The following is a 20,975-nucleotide window of genomic DNA, read 5'->3' on the forward strand; positions in this document are numbered from 1 at the left end:
GTGACCCCACGCCTCGGTCAAGCGCTGCGATGGCTGAAGCGGCTGCTCAGTGCCGCCCTGGCCCTGCTGCTGGTGGCGGCGCTGGGCCTGGCCGGGCTCGCCTGGCGGCTGGCCCAGGGGCCGCTCGCCCTGGCGCCCCTGGCGCGGGAGATCGAGCGGGCGGTGAACCGGCCGGGCGGCCCGCGGGTCGAGATCGCCGAGGCCGCCATCGCCTGGGAGGGCTGGCGGGGCGGCACGGCGCCGCTCGATATCCGCCTCTCCGGCGTGCGGCTGCTGGATGCGGCGGGCACCACCCGGATGGACCTGCCGGATGCCGCCGTCACGCTCTCGCTGCGTGCCCTGCTGCGCGGCACCCTGGCGCCCGCGACCATTGCCCTGCACGACCCCCGCGTGGTGCTGGTGCGGGCCGAGGACGGCTCCTTCGGCCTGGCGCCCGAGGCGCCCGGCGGGACCGCGCCGCCCGAGGCCGCGACCGATGCCGATGCCGGCGAGGCGCTGCTCGGCCTGCTGCGGGAACTCATGCAGCCGATCTCGCATCGCAGCGCCCATGGCGCGCTCCGCCGCATCCGGCTGGAGGGCGGCGAGATCGTGGTGATGGACCGCGCGCTCGGCCGTTCCTGGTCGCTGAGCGAGCCGCGGATCGACATCCGCCGCGCCGCCTCCGGCGGGCTGGTGGCGGAGGGCGCGGCCAGCATCCTCAGCGGCAGCATGGTGGTGCCGGTGCGCCTCACCGGATCGGCCCAAGGCACGCCCCAAGGCACGCCCATGCGGCTTTCGCTCGGCATCGCCCTGCCGGCGCTGCGGCCGCCGCAACTGGCCGAGATCTGGCCGCCCCTGGCGCCGCTCGCGGTGCTGGATGCCCCGGTCAGCCTGGCCGCCACCGCCGAATTCGACGCCGAGGCCCGGCCGGAACGGGTGCATGCCAGGCTGGCGGCGGAGCGGGGCGCGCTGGCCCTCGGCCCCGGCCGGCGCCTGCCCTTCGCGGCGCTGGAGGCGGCGCTGGAGGGCAGCGGCCGGGCGCTGCGCCTGACCGGCGCCAGGCTGGCGCTGCCGGGCGGCCCCGGCGCGCCGGGCCCCAGCTTCGCCGCCACCGGCGAAGCGATGCTGCGCGACGGCGCCTGGGCGGCCAGCCTCGATCTCCGTGCCGAGCCGCTGCCGGTGGCGGCGCTGGCGGCGGCCTGGCCCCCCGATCTCTCCCCCGAGGCGCGCCAGGCGGCGCTCGGCGCCCTGGCGGCCGGCACGCTGCGGGAGGCCCGGCTCCACCTCGCCGTGACCGCGCCCGAGGTGCTCGACCGGGTGGATCTGGCGGAGGCGCAATTGGCGCTGGCCGCCAACGGCGCGGTCTTCGGCCTTGGCGCCGGGCGCCGCCTGGCGACCGAGACGGCGGAGCTGGCGGCGACCCTCACGCCCGGCGCGCTCCGGCTCGACCGGGTGGTGCTGCGGCTGCCGCGCGGCCCCGCCGGCCCAGGTTCCGGCCCCGGCTCCGGCGCGACCGGCCCGGTCGTCACCGCTTCCGGCGAGGCGGTGCGGCAGGGCGCGCTGTGGCGCGGCCGGCTCGGCCTCGGCCTCGATGCGGTGCGCTTCGCCGGCCTCGCGGCGCATTGGCCAGAGGGCGTCGTCCCGGGTGCGCGCGACTGGATCATCCAGAACGTCACCGCCGGCGAGATCCGCAACGGCGCCTGGCGGATCGAGGCCGAGGCGCCGGACACGCTGGACGCGGTCCGCCTGGTCGGCCTCACCGGCACCGCCGCGGCCAGCGATGCCACGGTGCATTGGCTGCGCCCCATTCCGCCGCTGCGGGGTGTCTCCGGCAGCGTCGAATTCACGCCCACCGAGGTCACCATCCGCGGCAGCGGCGGCCGCCAGCTCACCGCCGATGGCGGACGCAGCGGGCTGGAACTGCGCGAGGCCACGGTCCGCTTCCACAGCCTCGACGCCTCGCCGGGCCAGGCCGAGATCACGGTGCAATTGGCCGGGCCGCTGGCCGATGCGGTGGCGGTGGTGCGCCACCCCCGCCTCAAGCTGTTCGAGCGCCGCCCGCTGAAGCTGAGCGTCGCCGCCGGCCAGGTCGATGCCCGGCTGCAGGTGGGCTTCCCGCTCTGGGCCGACCTGCCGATGGAGGCGCTGCGGCTGCGCGCCACCGCCCGCATCACCGAGGCGCGGCTGCCCGGTGCGCTGCTCGACCAGGAATTGGGCCGGGCCAATCTCGACCTCGTGGTGGATACCGAATCGCTGAAGCTCAGCGGCCAGGGGCTGCTGGTGGATGCGCCGGTGCGGCTGGCCATGGATATGGACTTCCGCGCCGGCCCGCCGGCCCAGGTGACGGAGCGCGCGACGCTGACGGGCCGGATGGACGGGCGGCAACTGGACCGGCTCGGCCTGGAGGCGCGGCAGGTGCTGGCCGGGCCGGTGGCGCTGGAGGCGCGCTACGAGCGCCGCCGCAGCGGCCAGGGCCAGGTGGCGCTGCGCGGCGACCTGCGGGATGCCTGGCTCGGCGTGGAGGCCGCCGGCTGGGCCAAGCGCCCGGGCACGCCGGGCAGCGCCGAGGCCATGCTGCGGTTGCAGGGCGACGCCTTGCAGAGCCTCGACAGCTTCCGGCTGGAGGCGCTGGAACTGGCGCTGCGCGGCCGCGCCAGCTTCGGCCCACGGAGCCGGCTGGAGCGGGTGGAGATCACCGAGGGCATCTTCGGCGGCTCCCGCTTCATCGGCGAGGTGCGGCGCCCGGAGCGCGAGGGTGGGCCCTGGATGGCCGGGCTGCACGGGCCGCTGCTCGACCTGCGGCCGCTGCTCGGCGCGCCCGGCCATGCCGAGGGCGGCGGTGCGCCCACGCCCCAGGCGGCCCCGGCGGCCGGGGAATCCGGGCCGCCGATGCTGCTCGACCTCCGCTTCGACCGGGTGACGATGGGCGAGGCGCGCAACCTGCTCGGCGTCCAGGGAAGGGTGCAGACCGATGCGCGCGGCCTGCTGCGGGAGGCGCGGGCGAGCGGCCGGACCGCCGCGCAATCCGGCGCCTTCGAGCTCACCCTGGCGCCGCGCGGGCAGCGGCGGCTGCTGCACCTCACCGCCGAGGATGGCGGGGCGTTGCTGCAGGCGCTCGACCTCGCCGGGTCGATCCAGGGCGGCCGGCTGACGGTGGCGGCGGCCTATGACGAGTTGCGGCCAGGCGCGGCGCTGACCGGCACGGCGGAACTCGACCAGTTCGTGCTGCGCGACGCGCCGGCGGCGGCCAAGCTGCTCCAGGCCATGACGCTCTATGGCATGGTGGAGGCGATGCAGGGCGGCAGCGGGCTGGTCTTCTCCCGCCTGGTCGCGCCCTTCAGCCTGACGCCGGAGGCGCTGGCGCTCAACGATGCGCGGGCCTTCTCCGCCTCGCTCGGCATCACCGCGAAGGGGCGGATCTGGCGGCGGCAGCGGATCGCGGACATCCAGGGCACGATCGTGCCGGCCTACGTGTTCAATACCCTGCTCGGCAATATCCCCATCCTCGGGCGGCTGTTCAGCCCGGAGGCTGGCGGCGGGCTCTTCGCCGCCACCTTCCGCGTCCAGGGGCCGCTGGCCGACCCGGCGGTGACGGTGAATCCGCTGGCGGCGCTGACGCCGGGCTTCCTGCGCGGCCTTTTCGGCATCCTGGAGCCGGGGCGCGCCCCGGCGCGCTGAGGCCGCCAGGGGACCGGGCATGTCACGCCGGTTCCATCCAGCGGCTGATGCGGCGGCGGCCGGCGCAGAGGCGGAGCAGGCCGGAGAGGCCCTGCAGGGCGCCGCGCGGCGGGCGCCAGCCGGGGTGGCGGGCCAGGCGATGCAGGAGGGCGGGCAGGAGCGGCAGCAGCCTTTCGGACAAATCCGGGTCGGGCAGCAGCACCGCGGGCGCGGGCAGGGCGGAGTGGAGCCGCAGCCGGCGGGCCAGCAGGATGGCGCGCAGCCCCATGACGCGGACCGCGCGGCGGAAGGCGCAGCAGATGAGATAGGCGAGGTTTCCCAAAGCCGGCGGGCAGGTCGGGCAGGCGACCTCGGCCAGCAGCCGGGCCCAGAGATGGGCGCGGGCCCAGCGGCGATGGGTGCGGGAGACGGTATCCGGCTTGCCATGCTCGGGCGGCAGTTGCGCCCAGGCGCCGCGGCCGCCGCGCGGGTGCTTCAGGGTGACGGCGCGGAAGATGGCATCCAGCCGGGCACGGGTGTCCTTGGGCGGGCGGCCGGCGCGGCGCGTCAGGCTGAGGCCGCAGCCATGGGCGGCGAGGAAGGGGGCGATGGCTTCCCATTCGGGATCGGTGAGCGGGGCCCAGGGGCGGGGCGGGGTGCGGCAGCGGATCGGGTCGAGGGAGAGGCGGTGGACCAGGTCGAGGCTGGTGGGGAAGTCCGGGGGGAGGAGGCTGGGCATGGGGTGGGGCATCCGCGGCCAGGGGAGGGCGCAGAGTAACAGGAATATATTCCATATTGCAAGAGGAATGAAGAGGCGCGGGCTGGATCTGGCATAGCCCATTCGCCATGGCTTAGGATGGCCACCATGGCATGATCGAGGAGGCGCACCATGAAGGTGCGCGTGATGCCGGACGGCCGGCTGAGCCTGCCGGCCGAACTCCGCAGGAAGCACGGCCTCGCGCAGGGTGGCGAGGTGATCGTCGAGGACCTGGGCGACGCGATCGTGCTGCGGACGCTCGACCAGGTCGTGAGCCGGGCGCAGGCGCTGAGCCGGAGGCTCGTGGCCGGTCAGCCCGGCGGCACGGTCGATGACTTCCTGGCGGAGCGGGCGCGCGAGGCGGAGGCCGAATAGCGGTGGTGGTGCTCGACGCCTCGGCGCTGCTCGCGCTGCTGCTGAGGGAGTCCGGGGCGGAGCGGGTGAAGACGGTGCTCGACGGCGCGGCCATGGCGGCAGTGAACCTGGCCGAGGTCATCAGCCACTACGCCAGGCCCGGCGCTGCGCGCCCGGATATCGAGGCCCTGCTGCGGCCCCTGCCGATCCGGGTGCTGCCGGTGGATGCCGCGCTCTCCTACGAGGCCGGGATGCTGCGGCGGATCACGCTGGAACGGGGGCTCTCGCTGGGGGACCGCTACTGCCTGGCCCTGGCGAAGCGCGAGGGCCTGCCGGCGCTGACCGCCGAACGGCGCTGGCCGGAGATTGCGGCGGAGGCGGGCGTGGCGATGGAGGTGATCCGGTAGGGGTGGAGGGCGGTGCGGCTGTTCCTCCGAGGGCGGGCTGCATGGTAGCGAAGGCCGGCGCAGCCTCGTCCCGCAACAGGCGCCCGGCGCGTGGGCGCTCCGTAGAGCTTTTAGGGTGATGGTGCGGTAAATGGCGTCCAGCCGGGCGCACGCGTCCAGATTGTGGGAGCGCGCAGACCTACAGGTCATACTAACCGCCCTAAGAAATGACCTGTCGCGACCCATACCGAACTTGCTGGAAGGGGCAGGCTTGAGGGAATACGCCATCCCGCGCCCCGCCTCCCTTCCCGAAGATGGAGGCCCTTGGAACGACGGAGACCAGCATTGACCTTCCTCTAGCCACACGTATCTAAGCGGCGCGAGGCCACGTCCTCCCCCTCCAGGGGTCCAAGTCCGGGACGACCCGGCAGCTTGTTCAAAGGAGGCTATCGTGGCGTGGCTTTCTCTCGTTGTCGCTGGTCTGTTTGAGATCCTCTGGGCCTTCACGATGAAGCAGTCGGAGGGCTTCACGCGTCCCTGGCCCTCCATTATCACCTTGGTCGCGATGCTGGTGAGCTTTGGATTGCTCTCTTGGTCGATGCGAGTTCTTCCGCTTGGTACTGCCTATACGATATGGACTGGGATTGGAGCAGTTGGCGCATTCCTCGTCGGCATTGCCGTTCTGGGTGAGGCGGCTACTCCCCTGCGGATTCTGGCAGCCGTCCTGATCGTGAGCGGCCTTGTACTCATGAAGCTGTCCAGCACGGACTAAAGAGCTTGGGTTTTGGCGGGACAGCCGTCCTTCGACTGTCCTGCAAACCGTCGTTTATGGAACAGGTTAGGCCGAAGGTCTGGTTCCACCCAAACCGGTCATTCCTTGGGGCGGTTGGTATCAGAGTCCAAACAAGGTGTTTGCACTCCTGTACGTCCGCGCGTCCTCGCAGGCGACCGGGACTGTCGGCATTTCCGTGTGTTGCCGGTCATGAGGGAAAGGAAGGAGCTCCCCCATGGCTCGCAGGAAGGCACCGCACATCGCAGATGAGTTGCTGGATCGGTTTCTGTCCGGCACCGATGCCGCAACCGCCCTGCCGCAGGGCGGCCTACCGCACCGCCTGCTGCTCCGCCGCGCCCTCCGCGTTGTGGTCGAACTCCGGCACCAGCCGCGCCAATTGCGCCAGCGCCACCCTTGGGCTGCCCCCCCCGGCAGGCCGCCGCGATCTCGTCGATCGCCCGCCCGACCAGCGCCGGGTCCGCGGTGCGCGGCGTGGCCACCATCAGCCCGGCGAAGGCGGTCGGGCGCGGCGGCTCCTGGCCGTGGAACAGCTCCTCATACAGTTTCTCGCCGGGGCGGAGCCCGGTGAAGCGGATCTCCACATCCTCCTCCGGCCGCAGCCCCGCCAGCCGGATCATCCGCCGCGCCAGGTCCACGATCTTCACCGGCTTGCCCATGTCGAGCACGAAGATGCCGCCCTCGGCCAGTTCCGGCGGCTGGTCGGCGCGGTCTTCCGCCCCGATCACGCTGGCCTGCAGCACCAGCCCCACCGCCTCCCGCACCGTCATGAAGTAGCGGCGCATGTCCGGGTGCGTCACCGTCAGCGGCCCGCCGCGCTCCAACTGGCGGCGGAACAGCGGCACCACGGAGCCGGTGGAGCCCAGCACATTGCCGAAGCGCACGGTGACGCAGCGCATGCCCGTCCCCGCCTGGCGCGCCTCCCGCTCCAGCGCCTGGCAATACATCTCGGCCAGGCGCTTGCTGGCGCCCATCACGCTGGTCGGGTTCACCGCCTTGTCGGTGGAGATGAAGACCATGGCCCGGCAGCCCACCGCCCGCGCCGCATCGGCCACGATCCGGGTGCCGAGCGCATTGGTCAGCAGCCCCTCCAGCGGGTCGTTCTCCACCATTGGCACGTGTTTCAGGGCGGCGGCGTGGAAGACCAGCTCCGGGCGGATCTCCTCGAAGAGGCGGCGGATGCGGGCCTCGTCGCGCACATCGGCCAGCACGGCGCGGCGCGGCACGTCCGGGTGGCGCTCGCGCAGTTCCAGGTCGATCTCGTAGAGCACGTATTCGCCGTGGTCGAGCAGGGTGAGCTGCGCCGGGCCCAGCGCCGCCACCTGCCGCGCCAGTTCGCCGCCGATGGTGCCGCCGGCGCCGGTCACCAGCACGCGGCGGCCCTGGATCAGGCGGGCCATGCCCTCGCGGTCCAGCGGCACCTGCGGCCGGTCCAGCAGGTCCTCGATCACCACCGGGCGGAGCTGCACCCGCTGCCCATCCTTGCCGTCCAGCCGGTCGGCCAGCCGGCGCGTGGCCGGGTTGAGGTTGGTGACGGAGGGCGCGCGCCGCACCGGCACGCCATGCCGGTCCGCGGCATCCAGCAGGCGTTCCAGCGCCAGGCCCTGCACGTGCTGCGTGGTCAGCACGATCAGCGCCGGCAGGCGGTGCTCCGCCCGCATCCGCTCCAGCACCGGCCCGATATCGTCGGCGGTGCCGAGGATCGGGTGGCCCTGGATGCGCCGCCCCGCCTGGCGGGAGCGCATGGAGAGGATGCCCACCACCCGGAAGCCCGGCGCGCGGTCCTGCGCCAGGGCGCGGATGAAGATGTCGGCGCCGTCGCCCGCCCCCACCAGCAGCACCGGCTGCGGCGCCAGGCCGGTATCCGGGCCGCGCCGGGAATGGTGGATGCGCCCGGCGATGCGCGGCGCGCCGAGGCAGGCCGCCAGCACCAGCGCGTGGATCACCGGGAAGGCCGGGGTCTCCGGCCGCCAGGCGCCGAGCAGGAGCAGCCCGGCCCAGAACAGCACCGCCCCGCCCAGCGCTGCCGCGGCGATGCCGAGCAGGTCCGGCAGCCCGGCATAGCGCCAGTATTGCTGCGGCAGCCGCACCGGCAGCCCGGCCGCCAGCAGCGCCGCCACCGCGCCAGGCAGGGCACCAAGCCACCAGAGGGCGGGCGGCCAGGCCCCGGGCGTCGCGAGCAGCAGCGCCGCCGGCAGGGCCAGGGCGGCGAGGACACTGTCGAGCAGCAGGTTCAGCAGGATGCGGTGCGGCGCGCGGCGAGCCATGCCGCCGCTATAAGCCGGGCAGGGGCGCGGGGCCAGCCTCCGCAGGACCGCGATCGCCCGAGGCGGCAAGGCCGAGGGCGTGAATCGCCGTCCCTGGCAGAAGACCGCGATCGCCTGGGATGTGAACCGCCGCCGGCAACGGTGCGAGGTGGTGATAGAGCGCCACCAGCCGTGCCGCCTCGCCCGGCCAGGCATAGCGGGTGAGCGCCGCCTGCCGCCCCGCGGCGCCGAGCGCGGCCCGCCGGGCCGGGTCCGCGAGGCCCGCGATGGCGGCGGCGATGGCGGCGGGGGCGGCGGTATCCACCAGCGCGCCGCAACCGGAATCGCGCAGCACGGCGGCCACTTCCTCGGCGAAGGCGGGGGCGATCACCGGCAGCCCGGCCAGCATGCAGTCGAACAGCTTGTGCGGCAGGGCCAGCCGGTGGTTCTCCTCGCCCGGCTGGAACAGCACCAGGCCGATATCGCTTTCGGCGAGCCGCGCCAGGGCCTCGGCATGCGGCATCCAGGCCAATTGCTCGATCCGGCCGGCAAGGCCGAGCGCCGCGGCGCGGGCCGTGAATGCCGCCCCGCTGCCATCGGTGAAGCGGCCGATCAGCCGGAGCCGGGTGCCGGGCGGGCAGAGCGCCAGCGCCTCCAGCATCTGCGGCCAGCCGCGGCTGCGCCCCAGCGCCCCGGCATGGACGAGGGTGAGGGGGCCGGGGGCGTGCCGGCGCGGCACCACCGGCACCGGCATGGCGTAATTCCGCACCGCGACGATGGGGGTGGCCCGGCCGCCGCCGAAATCCGCGTCCAGCCCGTCCTTGGCCACCACCACCGCATCGGCGGCGCGGCCGGCGGCGCGGCAGGCCAGGCGCAGCGCGCCCCGCGCCAGCGGCCGCAGCAGGGCGGGCAGCCGGGCATCGAGGCGGCTCGGGTAGTGCTCATGCACGTCCAGCACCACGCGGGCGCCGTTCCGCCGCGCGGCGAGCAGGGCGGCGAGCCAGGCATCGGGCTCGCTGGCATGCAGCACCGCGGCGCCGCTGGCGGCGGCCCGGCGGGCCAGGGCGGGCAGGCCGAGCAGCCGGCCAGCCCAGCCGGGGCGGCGGGGATATGTCTCGATCGCCACCCCCGCCACCGCACAGGGCGCCGTGGCGGGTCCGGGCGCCAGGTGCCGCACCCGCCAGCCCGCGGCGGCCAGCGCCGCGCCCTCCTTGCGCACCACCCGGATGTCGTCCGGCGGATGGGCCGCCGACAGCAGCAGGACCAGCGGCGCGCTCATGCCGCCATCCCCAGGTATTCGCCAAGATGCGCCACCATCCGCGCCCCCGCCCCGCCATCCCAGAGCGGGATCGGCCGGGCGCGCGGCCAGGCGCCAGCCAGCACCTGCCGCACCGCGCCGGCCAGCGCCTCCGGCGGCACCAGGCGGCTCGACCCCGTCGCCACCGTCAGCGGCCTTTCGGTGGAGGGGCGGAGCGTCAGGCAGGGCAGGTCGAGCGCCGTCGCCTCCTCCTGCACGCCGCCGCTGTCGGTGGCGACCAGCCGGGCATGGGCGAGCAGGCCGAGGAAATCGAGATAGGCCAGCGGCGGCAGCAGCCGCACCCCCGGCGGCACCGCCAGCCCATGCGCGGCGAGGCGGGCGCGGGCGCGCGGATGCAGCGGCCAGACCAAAGGTAGCAGGGCGGCGGCCTCGGCCAAGCCGCGCAGCAGCCGGGCGAAGGCGGGCGCGTCATCCACATTGGCGGCGCGGTGCAGGGTGACGACGCCATAGCCGCCTGGCGCCAGCCCCTCCGGCAGCGGCCGGGCGCGGGCGGCGGGCAGGCTGCGGCGCAGCGTGTCCACCATCGCATTGCCGACTGCGCGGGTCCGCGCCGGATCATGGCCCTCGGCCAGCAGCCGGGCGGCGCTGGCCTCGTCCGGCGCCCAAAGAAGCGTGGCGATGGCGTCGATGGCGCGGCGGTTGATCTCCTCCGGCATGTCCGGCTCGGGCGCGCGCAGCCCGGCTTCCAGATGCGCCACCGGCAGCGCCAGCTTGCGCGCCGCCAACGCCGCGGCCAGCGCCCCGTCCACATCCCCGGCCACCACGACCAGGGCCGGGCGGCGGGCGCGCCAGGCGGCCTCGGCGGCGATCATGGTGCGGCCGGTCAGCTCGGCATGGCTGCCGCCGCCGATGCCGAGCGCGATCTCCGGCGCCGGCAGGCCGAGATCGCCGAGATGGCCGCCAAACAGGGCGGGGTCGTGGTGCTGCCCGGTATGCAGCAGCAGCGGGCGCAGCGGCAGGGGCGAGGCGGCCAGCGCCCGCCACAGCGCGGCGAGCTTGGGCAGGTTGGGCCGGGCGGCGGCGACCAGGTGCAGTTCTGGCCGGGGCCTCGCCACCGCATTGCCATCCCGGCCGGTCATGCCGGCACCAGGGACCGGGCCGGCATGGGCCGCGCCGCGGCCTCCACCACGGCGCAGAATTCCGCCGCCAGCAGCCGCCGGTCCCAGCGCCGCACCGCCTGGCGGCGGGCGGCGGTGCCGAGCGCGGCGCGGCGGGCCGGGTCGCGGGCTAGTACGGCAAGGGCCTCGGCCAGGGCGGCGGCGTCACCAGGCGGAGTGGCGATGCCGCAGGGCCCCTGGGCGAGCAGCCGGGCCGCCCGGCCGGGCAGGTTCGAGACCACCGGCAGCCCGGCGGCGAGGTAGTCCATAAGCTTGTTCGGCGCCGTCCATTCGGCGAAATCCGCGACCGGCGCCAGGCATTGCAGGCCGATCTGGCTGCCTGCCAGCAGCGCCGCCAGCCGCGGCTTCGGCAAGGGGTCGAGGAAGCTGACATTGCCGAGCCCCTCCGCCGCCGCCCGCGCCAGCAGCCGCGGCTTCCCGGCGCCCTGGCCGACCAGCACCAGCCGCAGCGGCGCGCCCCGCAACAGCGCGGCGGCATCGAGCAACTGGTCGAGCCCATTGGCGCGGCCATGCGCCCCGGCATAGACCGCGACCACCTCTTCGGAACCCGCCATCTCCGGCCGCCAGGGCGCGACCTGCGGGCCGAAGAGGTCGAGGTCGCTGCCATTCGGCACCACATGCACCGCGCCGGGCGCGGCGCCATGCGCCCGCGCGGTCTCCGCCATGCCCTCGGACAAGGCCACCACCGCCGCGGCCCGGCGACAGGCGGCATCGGCCAGGCGGTCCATCGCGGCCCAGAGCGGCGGCGAGCCGATGCCCATGGCCCGCGGCAATCCCGGCCAGGGATCGCGGATCTCGAAGACGAAGGGCAGGCCGCGCATCTGCCGCGCCGCCAGTGCCGGCAGGGCCACCGTCAGCGGCGTGGAACTGGCCACCAGCACGTCCCAAGGGCCGGACAGCGCCAGCGCGGTGGCGCGCGCGGCATAGCGCAGGAAGGCAGCGGCGCGGGCGGCGAGCCCTTGGGCATTGCCACAGGGAATGGCGAATTCCACCACCCGGAACCCCGCCACCCGGCCTTCCCGCCGGCCGCGCCGGAAGCCGCCCTCGAGCCCGGTGACGGCGCCCGCATATTGGCCGCAGGCCAGCGTCACCGCATGGCCGCGCGCGGCCAGGGCCCGGGCCATGGCATGGCTGCGGGTGCCGGTGGCGCCGGCCGGCGTGGAGAAATGCTGGTGCAGATAGAGGATGCGGAGCCCCGGCATCACGCCTTGCCGCAAGCCTGGCGGCCGCAATCCTGGATGATGCCGATGATGCGGTCCTGCTGGGCCGGCGTCAGGGCGCTGCCGGAGGGCAGGCAGAGGCCATGCTCGAACAGTTCCGCCGCCACCGTGCCGCCGGCATGGGGCGCGCCGCGGAACACCGGCTGGAGGTGCAGCGGCTTCCAGACCGGCCGGCTTTCGATCCCCGCCTCGGCCAGGGCGCGGCGCACCGCCTCGCGGTCCGGGGCGCCGCGGCCGGGGTCGAACAACGCCACCGAGAGCCAGCGGGTGCTGCGGCCCCAGGCCGGTTCCGGCATGAAGGAGAGGCCGGGCAGGCCGCCCAGCGCTTCGGCATACCGGGCGAAGATGGCGCGGCGCGCCGCGACGCGGGCCTCCAGCGCGGCGAGCTGGGTGCAGCCGATGGCGGCCAGGATGGAGGAGAGGCCGTAGGAATAGCCGGTGGTCTCGTGCTGGTAATGCGCCGCCGGCTCCTTGGCCTGGCAGGCCAGGTGCCGGGCGGTGGCGATCAGCTTCGGGTCCTCGGCCGCCAGCGCGCCGCCGCCGCCGGCGGTGATGATCTTGTTGCCGTTGAAGCTGAAGGCTGCCAGCCGGGCGCCGCGCCCGGCATGGCGGCCGCCGCGCTGCGTCGCGCCCAGCGCCTCGGCGCTGTCGCAGAGGATGGGCACGCCCCAGCGGTCGCAGACGGCGCGGATGGCGTCGAGGTCGCAGGACTGGCCAAACAGGTCCACCGGCACCACCGCCCGCGGCAGCCGGCCGCGGCGGCCGGCGCGGGCGAGTTCGCGTTCCAGCAGCCCGGGGTCGAGGGTCCAGGTCTCGCGGTCCACATCGAGGAAGCGGGGCCTGGCGCCCATCTGCACCGCCGGGGCGATGGTGGCGACGAAGGTGAGGCTGGCGGTCCAGACCTCGTCCCCCGCCTCAAGCCCGAGGCAGTGGTAGCCGAGATGCAGCGCGGCGGTGCCGGAGGCGGTGGCCAGCACATCAGGGAAGCCGGTGGCCGCAGCGATGGCCGCCTCGAAGGCGGCGGGCATGGGGCCGGCGGGGGCGATCCAGCCGGAGGCGAGGGTGGCCTCCAGCGCCGCCAGCTCGCCCCCCGCCAGATGCGGCGGCGAGAGCGGCAGCGGTGCGGGCTGGCGCGGCGGTTGGGGGCGCTGCGGCGCCGGGAAGGGGACGATCGGCGCGGGCAACAGGGCAGCGGACTGGAGGCGGGCCACGGAAGCTGGTCCATCGCGATGATGTAATGAACCTAGAGGGTATTCCGGGCAGGCATCAAGCCTCAGGTAGCAAAATCCTGAGTGGATACAACCGAAAGGCAATCACCCCTGGTGGCGGCCCCGTTCCGGTCGCGCCTGGGGCAAGGCCACCATCGCCCGCGCGAAGGATGCTGGCGTGGCGGCGCCTGGGTGGCGGAAGCGGCCTGGAAGAACCCGGGCCAGCCGCCCGGTCGTCCGAAGACGCAGCCGGAGGGCGTGAACCGGCCGGCAGGATAAAGCCGCCCGGCCGGGGCGCCCTGGCCGGGCGGCAAACCAAGTCCGTCAAGCGGTGCCGACCGTCCCGGCCTGGCCGCGGCGCGACTGCCACAGCGCCACGAAGTCGATCGGCGCCAGCAGCACCGGCGGGAAGCCGCCATCGCGGGTGATGTCGGCCAGGATGTTGCGGGCGAAGGGGAAGAGCAGCCGCGGGCATTCCACCAGCAGCATCGGCTCCACCGACTGCGGATCCACGTTCAGGGTGAAGATGCCGCAATAGGTGAGTTCGGCGATGAAGCAGGTCTGGTTCTGGTCGCCGATCTGCGCCTGGGCATCGGCGCGGATCTGCAGCCCGACCTCGTAGATATTGCCGCCATCCTGGATCGGCCGGGCCTGCACATCGAGTTGCAGGTCGACCCGCGGCTGCTCGCGCAGGGTGGCGAAGATCTCGGGCGCGCCCGGCACCTCGAAGGAGAGGTCCTTGGTGTATTGCATGTTGAGCATCAGCGGGCCGGGCTGCGGCTGGCCGGCAGGATCACTCGGCCCGTTCGGGTTCATCGGCGGCTGGTCGGACATGGCGCGGGGCCTTCTCTGCTGGCGTCTCGGGAGGCGCCCCTAGCACGCGACCCGGCGGGCCGGAAGGCGGGCGATGGGAGTTGTTCCGGCCCGGCCGATTCAGACCTGCGGGCCTGGCGCCCCTCCGGTCATCGGGCGCGTTCCGGCCCGGCCGGTTCAGACCTGCGGGCTTGGCGGCCCTCCAGTCATCGAGCGGTCAGGGCTTCACCACGGTCGGATGCGCCTGGCGCCACACGATCTCCTGCGGGCCCGGTTCGGTGGGATCGCAGCGGCGCCATTCGCCGTTGTTCACCCTTTCCCCGGTCATCGCCAGGATGAAGCCCCAATGCGAGACCACCACCGTGTCCTGCCAGTCCGGCAGGGCCGCCATCTCGCCGCGGAACAGGGTGGCGCGGGCCTCGATCTGGTCGTCCGGCTCCTCGATCGGCGGCCACCAGACCTCCTCCAGATGCGAGAAGTCGAGATGCGGCCAGGCCAGGCCAAGCGCGGTGCAGGGCGAGCCGATGTCGCAGGAGAAGGCGTAGCGTTCCCGCACCGTCGGCGTGACGAGGACGGGCAGGTTCAGCCGCCGGGCCAGCGGCGCCGCGGTCTGCAGCGCGCGGGTATAGGGAGAGCAGAGGATGCGGCCGATTCGCCCGGCCTCGCCCGCCGCCAGCGCCTCGGCCGCCGCCTCGGCCTGCTGCTGGCCGAGTTCGGTCAGCTTCGGGTCGGCGATGCCGGGGTCGCGCCGGGTGGCGGTGAAGTGGAGGTTGAACTCGCTCTGGCCGTGTCGCAGCAGGATCATCGCGGCGCGGTTCCGGAAAAGGGGTTCCAGCCGATAGCCGCAGGGGCGCCGCGAGGCAAGCCGGGTGGCGCGGCTCCCGGATGTTTGGCCGGGGATATGGGGCGGTGCCGTTGCGGTCGGGGCCCGGGGCGCCTAAGTAAGTGAAAAGGAGTTCACGATGTCGGGCGGCTTTCCGGTCGATCTGATTCTCTTCGCGATGGTCGCGGCCTTCCTGGTGCTGCGGCTGCGCAGCGTGCTGGGCCGCCGCACCGGCTTCGAACGGCCGCCGCAGGCCGAGCCGCGGCCCGCCGGCTATGACCCGCGCGGCGCCCGCACGGTGGAGGGCACCGCCGAGGAAGTGGTGGCGCCGGCCCCGGCGGGCCAGGCGAACCGCGCCCTGCCCGACCCGCGCACCCCGCCGGGCCAGGCGCTGGGCCGTATCGCCGCGGCCGACCGCAGCTTCGACCCGCAGGCCTTCCTGGCCGGGGCCGAGGGCGCCTTCCGCATGATCGTGCAGGCCTTCGCGGCCGGCGAGCGCGAGACGCTGCGGGCGCTGCTCTCGGAGGATACCTATAACGGCTTCGAGCAGGCGATCACCGCCCGCGAGGCGGCCGGCGAGCGGCAGCGCACCGAGCTCCGCGCGGTGAACGAGGTAGGGGTGGAAGCCGCCGACCTGCGTGGTAGCGTGGCGGACATCACCGTCCGCTTCGTCACCGACCAGATCAACATGACCACCGGCCGCGATGGCGAGGTGACGGCCGGCAGCGACGCCATCACGGAGCTGACCGACCTGTGGACCTTCCAGCGCGACCTCGGCTCGCCCGACCCGACCTGGAAGCTGGTGGCCACCCGCAGCGCCTGAACCGCCGAAGCCTGGGCCGGCTGGTCGCCGGCCTGCTGGCCCTGGCGGGGGCAGCCGCGGCGCAGCCGGCGCCGCCCGGACCTGCCCCGGCCCGGCCGGTCCGGTTTTCCGACCTGCCGGGCTGGCCGGGCGATGCGCCGCTGGCGATGTTGCCGGCCCTGCTCGGCTCCTGCGAAGCCATCGCGGCCCGGGGCGAGAGCCCGCTTGGCGGCACCGGGGGAATTGGCGCGGCTCGGCGCCCGGCCTGCCGCCTGGGCCGGGCTCTGCGCCGAGGCCATCGCGCTGGCCGAACGCCTGCGCCAGCCTGCCGCCCAGAAGGCACCGGCGGCGGAGCGGGAGGCGCTGCTGCGGGATCTCCTGGAGCGCCGCTTCCAGCCCTTCGCCGCCGGCGAGGGCCTGCTGACCGGCTATTACGAGCCGGAACTGCGCGGCGCCGAAGACCCTGTCCCGCCCTTCCTGGTGCCGCTGCATGGCATGCCGCCCGAGGCGCCGCCGCCGGAAGCCACCACCCTTCTCCCCGTCGCCGGGGTTCCGGCGCCGCCGCTGCTGCCGGATCGCGCCGCCATCGAGGCCGGCGCGCTGGAGGGCCGGGGGCTGGAACTGGCCTGGGTGGATGACCCGGTCGAGGCCTTCTTCCTGCATATCCAGGGCTCCGGCCGCATCCTGCTGCGGGACGGGCGGGTGCTGCGGCTCGGCTATGCCGGGCGGAACGGCCACCCCTATCGCAGCATCGGCCGGCTGCTGATCGACCAGGGCGCGATCCCGCGCGAGGCGATGTCCATGCAGGCGATCCGCGCCTGGCTCGCCACCGCCGGGCCTGGCGCCGCGGCGGCGGTGCTGCGGCACAACCCCTCCTACATCTTCTTCCGGCCGCTGGAGGGGCTGCGGCCGGACCAGGGGCCGATCGGCGCCATGGGCGTGCCGCTGACGCCGGAACGCTCGCTGGCGGTGGACCCGGGTTTCATCCCCTATGGCGCGCCGGTCTTCGTGGCGACGCGCGACCCGCTGGACGGCGCGGCCCTGCACCGGCTGCTGGTGGCGCAGGATACCGGCGGCGCCATTCGCGGCCCGGCGCGGGGCGATGTCTTCTGGGGCTGGGGCGAGGCGGCGGCGGCGCGGGCCGGGCTGATGCGGGAGCCGTCGCGGGTCTTCGTGCTGGTCCCGCGCGCGCCGCCCCGGCCGGAAGATGGGGAGATCCTGATGGTGGAGGAGTTGCCGGCGCCGGACTCCCTCGCCAAGGCGCCGCCCTGACGGGCGAAACCATCTGCTTTCGCTGCGCCCCCCGGCGGACCTAGAGTGCCGGGATGCTCCAGACCAAGCCCCGCGTCGCGCTTTTCGTCACCTGCCTGGTCGATCTCTACCGGCCGAATGTCGGCTTCTCCGCGATCCAGCTGCTGGAGGAGGCGGGCTGCCAGGTGGAGGTGCCGCAGGCGCAGACCTGCTGCGGCCAGCCGGCCTACAACACCGGCGACCGCGCCACGGCGCGCGACCTGGCGCGGGCGGTGATCCGGGAATTCCTGCCCTATGACCATTGCGTGGTGCCCAGCGGCTCCTGCGGCGGGATGATCGCGCACCACTTCCCCGCCCTGTTCGCCGATGACCCGGAATGGCGCGGCCGGGCCGAGGCGCTGGCCGCCAAGACGCATGAGCTGGTCTCCTTCCTTACCGACGTGATGGGCATGGAGCGCGTCGCCGCCCGCTATGACGGGGTGGTGGCCTATCACGACAGTTGCGCGGGCCTGCGCGAGCTGGGCGTGCGGGCGCAGCCGCGCCAATTGCTCGGCAGCGTGCAGGGGCTGAGCCTCAGGGAGTTGAAGGACCCGGGAATTGTGCTGCGGCTTCGGCGGCACCTTCTGCGTGAAGTATCCGGCGATCTCCACCCGCATGGTCAGCGACAAGACCCGCGACATCGCCGCCACCGGCGCCGATACCGTGCTGGCCGGCGACATGGGCTGCCTGCTGAACATCGCCGGGCGGCTCCGGCGCGAGGGCACGCCGATCCGGGTGCGGCATGTGGCCGAGGTGCTGGCCGGCCGCACCGGCGAGGCACCGCCGATAGGTGAGGCATCATGAGCACGGTCCTGCAGCAACTCCCCACCGAACCGCTGCGCGAGGCAGTGGGGGGCCATGGCTTCGCGCTGCTGCGCGGCGCGGCGCTGGCGGCGCGGCTTGGCCTGGACGGCGCGGCGCTCGACGAATTCGCCGCCAGTTGGGGGCGGCTGGAGGTCGACGGCTTCATGGCCGATGGCGGCCGCTACCGCCGCCGGCGGCATGCCAATTTCACTGCCCGCTGGGGCACGCCCGGGCATGCGCGCGGTCCGCACCGGGCGCATTTCCAGGCGGTGGCGCACAACGCATTGAATGGCGGCGTGGACCGCTGGTTCGCCCCGGTGGAGCCGGCGGTGGCCGAGGGCGCGCCGCTGCGGGCGTTGCTCGATCTCGGGCGCCGCACCGTGGATGCGCTGACGCCGGGGCAGGACTGGTTCGTGGAGATGCACCAGTTCCGCATCGAGGCGGCGGCCGGCATGCCCGGCTACCCGACCCCGGAAGGCGTGCACCACGACGGCGTGGACTATGTGCTGATCGGCATGATCGCGCGCCTGAACCTGGCCGGCGGCGAGACGCTGGTGGCCGATGACGCGGGCGCCGAACTGGCCCGCTTCACCCTGCTCGACCGGCTCGACACCGCCTTCCTGGACGACCGCCGGGTGATGCATGGGGTGACGCCGGTGCAGCCGGCGGACCCGGCGCTGCCCTCCTGCCGGGACGTGCTGGTGCTGACCTGGAAGCGGGGCGGGGTGCTGGGCTGAGGGGCGCGAGCTAGCGGCGAGAGGGCGCTGCCCTCTCGCGCTCTCCCGCCAGGAAACTCAGTTTCCTGGACCTTCATGTCCAGGCGTCCGTCGTTCGCTTGGGCTCACGCTGTGGCGCTTGCGACGCATCCGCCGGGCGTATGGAGGAACCTTCAGGCAAACAGGTGGCGCGAGTCCGCCTTCCTAAGTAGGCGGGCCTCAAATCACTCGCCTTTGGGCGCCTTCAGAAACATTGTGAGTTGCACGGCCTTTTTCCCGTAGTGGCGGGCCACACGTTGGCGAAGCTCGTGGATGTCATCGCAAGTCTTCGCCATACCGACGACCTCATAGCACCGCGAGACGAGCTGCCTGACCCCGACATTGTCGGTCAATTGTTGATGCCAGCGGACTCCGGGCGGCGGCTTATTCTCCTTGAGATACTTCGCTACGTCCTCGTCGAGCGTGTCATAGATCAGTTCGGTGACGAGCTTGCCCCACCACTTCGGGCGCGTCTGAAGCGGCGTCTTCCATCCGGTCAGGCGTCCAAACTCTTCCCACAGTTGATCGGGAAAGGTTTTCTCCCACGCTCGGAGTTCTTCCGAGATGAATGCTCGCAGCTTTACCTGCAGGGCGTCCTCAGCGCGATCATACTGATAGCCAGTGGCCTCATCGACCAGGGCGTCAAGGCCAATGCGAGTGAGCCCTGCGGTCAGCATGGCGCAGCGAATCGCGATTTCCCTCTGCCGTTCGGTGAGGTTGGCCCCCTCATAGAGCGCCTGCACGTAGCCTCTGCAGATCAGTTCGAAGTGTTCCGTGGTGATGCCAATGGCGGCCCATTGGGTTCCGGGGATGGTGAACCGGATGGTTTCCTGCAGGATTTTATCTTTGTCAATGAACGGGTTAAGCGCCTTTTGCCCTATGTAGTCCTGTAGGCTGCCCCGCTCGATTTTCGCAATGGCCTTGGTCGTGGAGCCAGACGACAGAACGCGCGTCTCATCGTTGAGGACATAGCAGTCGAGCTCGTTGCCGCCCAAGTCGATCTTACCGCGCCACTTCGCGAAGGGGAGCGCGTCAAGCTCTTCCTGGGTCAGGTCTTTAATGCCGACAACCTTATCCACAACATCCTCGAAGCTGGCCTCAATCGGCTCAATTTCGTGAGGTTCTTTAGGCATTGATCAGCCTCCTATAGGTTAGCCGCTCGTTAGCCATGCGAACGGTTGCCATGCCGATGAAGTCCAGCGTTCTGACCTTTGAAGTGTTGTGCCGGAAGGAGAACTCCTTCACGTAACGGTGCAGGTGCTTCGCGCTTATGCAATGGTAGATGCTGAATGCGCTGCGCGAGGAACCACGCACTCTTCTGCGTGATTCCCAGTTCGCGAGCCATCTGGGTGCTGAGGATAGTCTTGCGCGCGCTGGTGAGCATGTAGATCGCCAGGAGCCATTTCTGCAGCGGGAGGCGGCTCTCAGCCAGAACGGTGCCCGTGCGGACGCTGAAGTGCTTCCGGCAGTCTTTGCAGCGATAGGGCATCGGCCTGTGGCCCTTGGTCTCGGTCACATTGGCCGAGCCGCAATGGTCGCACACCGGAGCGCCGCCCCAGCGCCTCGTCTCGAAAAACTTCCGAGCCGCTTCCTCGTCGGGAAACGTCCTGAAGAACTCGAAGGCGGAAAGGGTCTGGGGCTTGTCCATCGGGGGGCCTCTCTTCCCGAAGATAATTAGCCAAAATTCCTGCAGGGCGCAAGCGTAATACGGCTAGTTAGATATTTAGAGCCCTGCTTTTCCTTGCCGCCGCCGCGCGTGGTTGCCCTACTTCGGGTCTCAGCGCGGGCACATGGAGGGCGCGGAATGGTAGCGGGAGAGGAGCCCGGCCAAGGCCGGTTGTGGGCGGCGGGCGAAGCCTATGAGCCCTATGTCGGGCGCTGGAGCCGCCTCGTGGCGGCGGAGTTCCTCGGCCGGCTCGGCGTGGCCAGGGGCGCGCGCTGGCTGGATGTCGGCTGCGGCACCGGCGCGCTCAGCGGCACGATCCTCGACCGCTGCGCGCCGGCCGCGGTGATCGGCGTGGACCCGTCCGAGGGCTTCCTGGCCCATGCCCGTCGCCACGTGGCGGATGCGCGGGCCGAATTCCGCCGGGGCGACGCCCAGGCGCTGCCTGTCGGGGATGCCGGCTTCGACGCCGTGGTCAGCGGGCTGGTCCTGAATTTCGTGCCGGACCAGCCGAAGGCGGCCGGGGAGATGCGCCGCGCCGCCCGCCCGGGCGGGACTGTCGCGGCCTATGTCTGGGACTACGCCAAGGGCATGCAGATGATGCGCCGGTTCTGGGACGCGGCCGTTGCGCTCGACCCGGAGGGCGCGGGTGGCAAGGACGAGGCGCTGCGCTTCGCGCTCTGCCGGCCCGGGCCGCTGCGCCGGCTGTTCGAGGAAGCCGGGCTGCGCGGGGTGGAGGTGGCGGCGATCGAGGTGCCGACGGTGTTCCGTGACTTCGACGACTACTGGATACCCTTCCTGGCGGGCGGGGCGCCGGCGCCAGCCTATTGCATGGCGCTCAGCGAGGACCGCCGGGCCGCCCTGCGGGAGAGGCTCCGCGCCACGCTGCCGACGGAGCCCGACGGCAGCATCCGCCTTTCGGCCCGGGCCTGGGCGGTGCAGGGAACCGCCTGAACAAAGGGAGGTGCAGGAACTTGAGGTTCCTGCCGGGG

The 20,975-nt window shown here is 73.1% G+C and carries 16 protein-coding genes and 3 pseudogenes; 9 read left to right on the top strand and 10 right to left on the bottom strand.

Features of this window, described 5'->3' with window-relative positions:
- Window positions 1–3,657 carry a DUF3971 domain-containing protein gene (locus KSF81_RS06475; RefSeq protein ID WP_217378275.1) on the top strand — a complete coding sequence of 1,219 codons (3,657 nt, stop codon included), beginning with the start codon at window positions 1–3 and terminating at the stop codon, window positions 3,655–3,657.
- Window positions 3,658–3,679: 22 nt separating this feature from the next.
- Here KSF81_RS06475 and KSF81_RS06480 read toward each other — a convergent pair whose 3' ends face one another.
- The gene (locus KSF81_RS06480) at window positions 3,680–4,375 is read right to left on the bottom strand and encodes a transposase (RefSeq protein ID WP_217378276.1); all 696 of its coding nucleotides are present in this window, start codon (window positions 4,373–4,375) and stop codon (window positions 3,680–3,682) included.
- A gap of 150 nt (window positions 4,376–4,525) precedes the next feature.
- Here KSF81_RS06480 and KSF81_RS06485 point away from each other — a divergent pair, with 150 nt between their 5' ends.
- The 3 genes from KSF81_RS06485 (at window position 4,526) to KSF81_RS06495 (ending at window position 5,905) form a co-directional block, all read left to right on the top strand.
- Window positions 4,526–4,768: an AbrB/MazE/SpoVT family DNA-binding domain-containing protein gene (locus tag KSF81_RS06485; protein ID WP_217378277.1), complete on the top strand. Its 243-nt coding sequence runs from the start codon at window positions 4,526–4,528 to the stop codon at window positions 4,766–4,768.
- A 2-nt stretch (window positions 4,769–4,770) separates the two neighbouring features.
- Window positions 4,771–5,154 (top strand): type II toxin-antitoxin system VapC family toxin, encoded by a 384-nt coding sequence (locus KSF81_RS06490; RefSeq protein ID WP_217378278.1) that lies wholly within the window; start codon window positions 4,771–4,773, stop codon window positions 5,152–5,154.
- A 430-nt stretch (window positions 5,155–5,584) separates the two neighbouring features.
- Complete coding sequence (locus KSF81_RS06495) at window positions 5,585–5,905, top strand: multidrug efflux SMR transporter (protein WP_217378279.1); 321 nt, start codon at window positions 5,585–5,587, stop codon at window positions 5,903–5,905.
- Between the two features lie 328 nt (window positions 5,906–6,233).
- On the opposite strand, the pseudogene KSF81_RS31120 reads toward KSF81_RS06495, so the two are convergent.
- From KSF81_RS31120 to KSF81_RS06530, 7 genes and pseudogenes are all read right to left on the bottom strand, one after another.
- Window positions 6,234–8,190: pseudogene (locus tag KSF81_RS31120) on the bottom strand (polysaccharide biosynthesis protein).
- Between the two features lie 7 nt (window positions 8,191–8,197).
- On the bottom strand, window positions 8,198–9,448 hold the full coding sequence (locus KSF81_RS06505) for a glycosyltransferase (protein WP_217378281.1): 1,251 nt from the start codon (window positions 9,446–9,448) through the stop codon (window positions 8,198–8,200).
- The gene (wecB, locus tag KSF81_RS06510; protein ID WP_217378282.1) at window positions 9,445–10,566 is read right to left on the bottom strand and encodes a non-hydrolyzing UDP-N-acetylglucosamine 2-epimerase; all 1,122 of its coding nucleotides are present in this window, start codon (window positions 10,564–10,566) and stop codon (window positions 9,445–9,447) included. Before wecB ends, KSF81_RS06505 begins: the two co-directional genes overlap by 4 nt.
- Window positions 10,563–11,807, bottom strand: a complete 1,245-nt coding sequence (locus KSF81_RS06515; RefSeq protein ID WP_217378283.1) for a glycosyltransferase family 4 protein — start codon at window positions 11,805–11,807, stop codon at window positions 10,563–10,565. Before KSF81_RS06515 ends, wecB begins: the two co-directional genes overlap by 4 nt.
- Window positions 11,807–13,036, bottom strand: a complete 1,230-nt coding sequence (locus KSF81_RS06520; RefSeq protein ID WP_309139490.1) for a DegT/DnrJ/EryC1/StrS family aminotransferase — start codon at window positions 13,034–13,036, stop codon at window positions 11,807–11,809. The genes KSF81_RS06515 and KSF81_RS06520 overlap by 1 nt, the downstream gene beginning before the upstream one ends.
- Window positions 13,037–13,357: 321 nt before the next feature.
- On the bottom strand, window positions 13,358–13,867 hold the full coding sequence (gene secB / locus KSF81_RS06525; RefSeq protein ID WP_375293308.1) for a protein-export chaperone SecB: 510 nt from the start codon (window positions 13,865–13,867) through the stop codon (window positions 13,358–13,360).
- Between the two features lie 196 nt (window positions 13,868–14,063).
- Complete coding sequence (locus tag KSF81_RS06530; protein ID WP_217378284.1) at window positions 14,064–14,651, bottom strand: histidine phosphatase family protein; 588 nt, start codon at window positions 14,649–14,651, stop codon at window positions 14,064–14,066.
- A gap of 157 nt (window positions 14,652–14,808) precedes the next feature.
- Between KSF81_RS06530 and KSF81_RS06535 the strand changes: the two genes are divergently transcribed.
- The 4 genes and pseudogenes from KSF81_RS06535 to KSF81_RS06550 all read left to right on the top strand — a co-directional run bounded on the left by KSF81_RS06535 (window position 14,809) and on the right by KSF81_RS06550 (window position 18,302).
- A complete protein-coding gene (locus KSF81_RS06535) occupies window positions 14,809–15,492 on the top strand; it encodes a Tim44/TimA family putative adaptor protein (RefSeq protein ID WP_217378285.1) in 684 nt (227 codons plus the stop codon).
- A gap of 204 nt (window positions 15,493–15,696) precedes the next feature.
- Window positions 15,697–16,743, top strand: coding sequence for a murein transglycosylase A (locus KSF81_RS06540; RefSeq protein ID WP_217378286.1), 1,047 nt, complete (start codon window positions 15,697–15,699; stop codon window positions 16,741–16,743).
- A gap of 53 nt (window positions 16,744–16,796) precedes the next feature.
- Window positions 16,797–17,565 (top strand): annotated as a pseudogene (locus KSF81_RS06545) ((Fe-S)-binding protein).
- Window positions 17,562–18,302, top strand: coding sequence for a 2OG-Fe dioxygenase family protein (locus tag KSF81_RS06550; RefSeq protein ID WP_217378287.1), 741 nt, complete (start codon window positions 17,562–17,564; stop codon window positions 18,300–18,302). The pseudogene KSF81_RS06545 and the gene KSF81_RS06550 overlap by 4 nt, the downstream one beginning before the upstream one ends.
- Before the next feature lie 203 nt (window positions 18,303–18,505).
- Here the strand turns inward: KSF81_RS06550 and KSF81_RS06555 are convergent, their stop codons facing one another.
- A complete protein-coding gene (locus KSF81_RS06555; protein WP_217378288.1) occupies window positions 18,506–19,453 on the bottom strand; it encodes a P63C domain-containing protein in 948 nt (315 codons plus the stop codon).
- A pseudogene (locus tag KSF81_RS06560) lies at window positions 19,446–19,968 on the bottom strand (transposase). Before KSF81_RS06560 ends, KSF81_RS06555 begins: the two are co-directional and overlap by 8 nt.
- A gap of 156 nt (window positions 19,969–20,124) precedes the next feature.
- On the opposite strand from KSF81_RS06560, the gene KSF81_RS06565 reads away from it, so the two are divergent.
- On the top strand, window positions 20,125–20,937 hold the full coding sequence (locus KSF81_RS06565; protein ID WP_217378289.1) for a class I SAM-dependent methyltransferase: 813 nt from the start codon (window positions 20,125–20,127) through the stop codon (window positions 20,935–20,937).
- Window positions 20,938–20,975 lie beyond the last annotated feature (38 nt).

The organism is Siccirubricoccus sp. G192 (assembly GCF_019084075.1).
Taxonomy (GTDB): Bacteria; Pseudomonadota; Alphaproteobacteria; order Acetobacterales; family Acetobacteraceae; genus G192.

What these genes read in the sequence shown, in the direction of transcription:
- KSF81_RS06480 (WP_217378276.1), bottom strand. Translation starts at nt 4,375, where the DNA reads ATGCCCAGCCTCCTCCCCCCGGACTTCCCCACCAGCCTCGACCTGGTC.
- KSF81_RS06485 (WP_217378277.1), top strand. Translation starts at nt 4,526, where the DNA reads ATGAAGGTGCGCGTGATGCCGGACGGCCGGCTGAGCCTGCCGGCCGAA.
- KSF81_RS06505 (WP_217378281.1), bottom strand. Translation starts at nt 9,448, where the DNA reads ATGAGCGCGCCGCTGGTCCTGCTGCTGTCGGCGGCCCATCCGCCGGAC.
- wecB (WP_217378282.1), bottom strand. Translation starts at nt 10,566, where the DNA reads ATGACCGGCCGGGATGGCAATGCGGTGGCGAGGCCCCGGCCAGAACTG.
- KSF81_RS06515 (WP_217378283.1), bottom strand. Translation starts at nt 11,807, where the DNA reads ATGCCGGGGCTCCGCATCCTCTATCTGCACCAGCATTTCTCCACGCCG.
- secB (WP_375293308.1), bottom strand. Translation starts at nt 13,867, where the DNA reads ATGTCCGACCAGCCGCCGATGAACCCGAACGGGCCGAGTGATCCTGCC.
- KSF81_RS06530 (WP_217378284.1), bottom strand. Translation starts at nt 14,651, where the DNA reads ATGATCCTGCTGCGACACGGCCAGAGCGAGTTCAACCTCCACTTCACC.
- KSF81_RS06535 (WP_217378285.1), top strand. Translation starts at nt 14,809, where the DNA reads ATGTCGGGCGGCTTTCCGGTCGATCTGATTCTCTTCGCGATGGTCGCG.
- KSF81_RS06550 (WP_217378287.1), top strand. Translation starts at nt 17,562, where the DNA reads ATGAGCACGGTCCTGCAGCAACTCCCCACCGAACCGCTGCGCGAGGCA.
- KSF81_RS06555 (WP_217378288.1), bottom strand. Translation starts at nt 19,453, where the DNA reads ATGCCTAAAGAACCTCACGAAATTGAGCCGATTGAGGCCAGCTTCGAG.
- KSF81_RS06565 (WP_217378289.1), top strand. Translation starts at nt 20,125, where the DNA reads ATGGTAGCGGGAGAGGAGCCCGGCCAAGGCCGGTTGTGGGCGGCGGGC.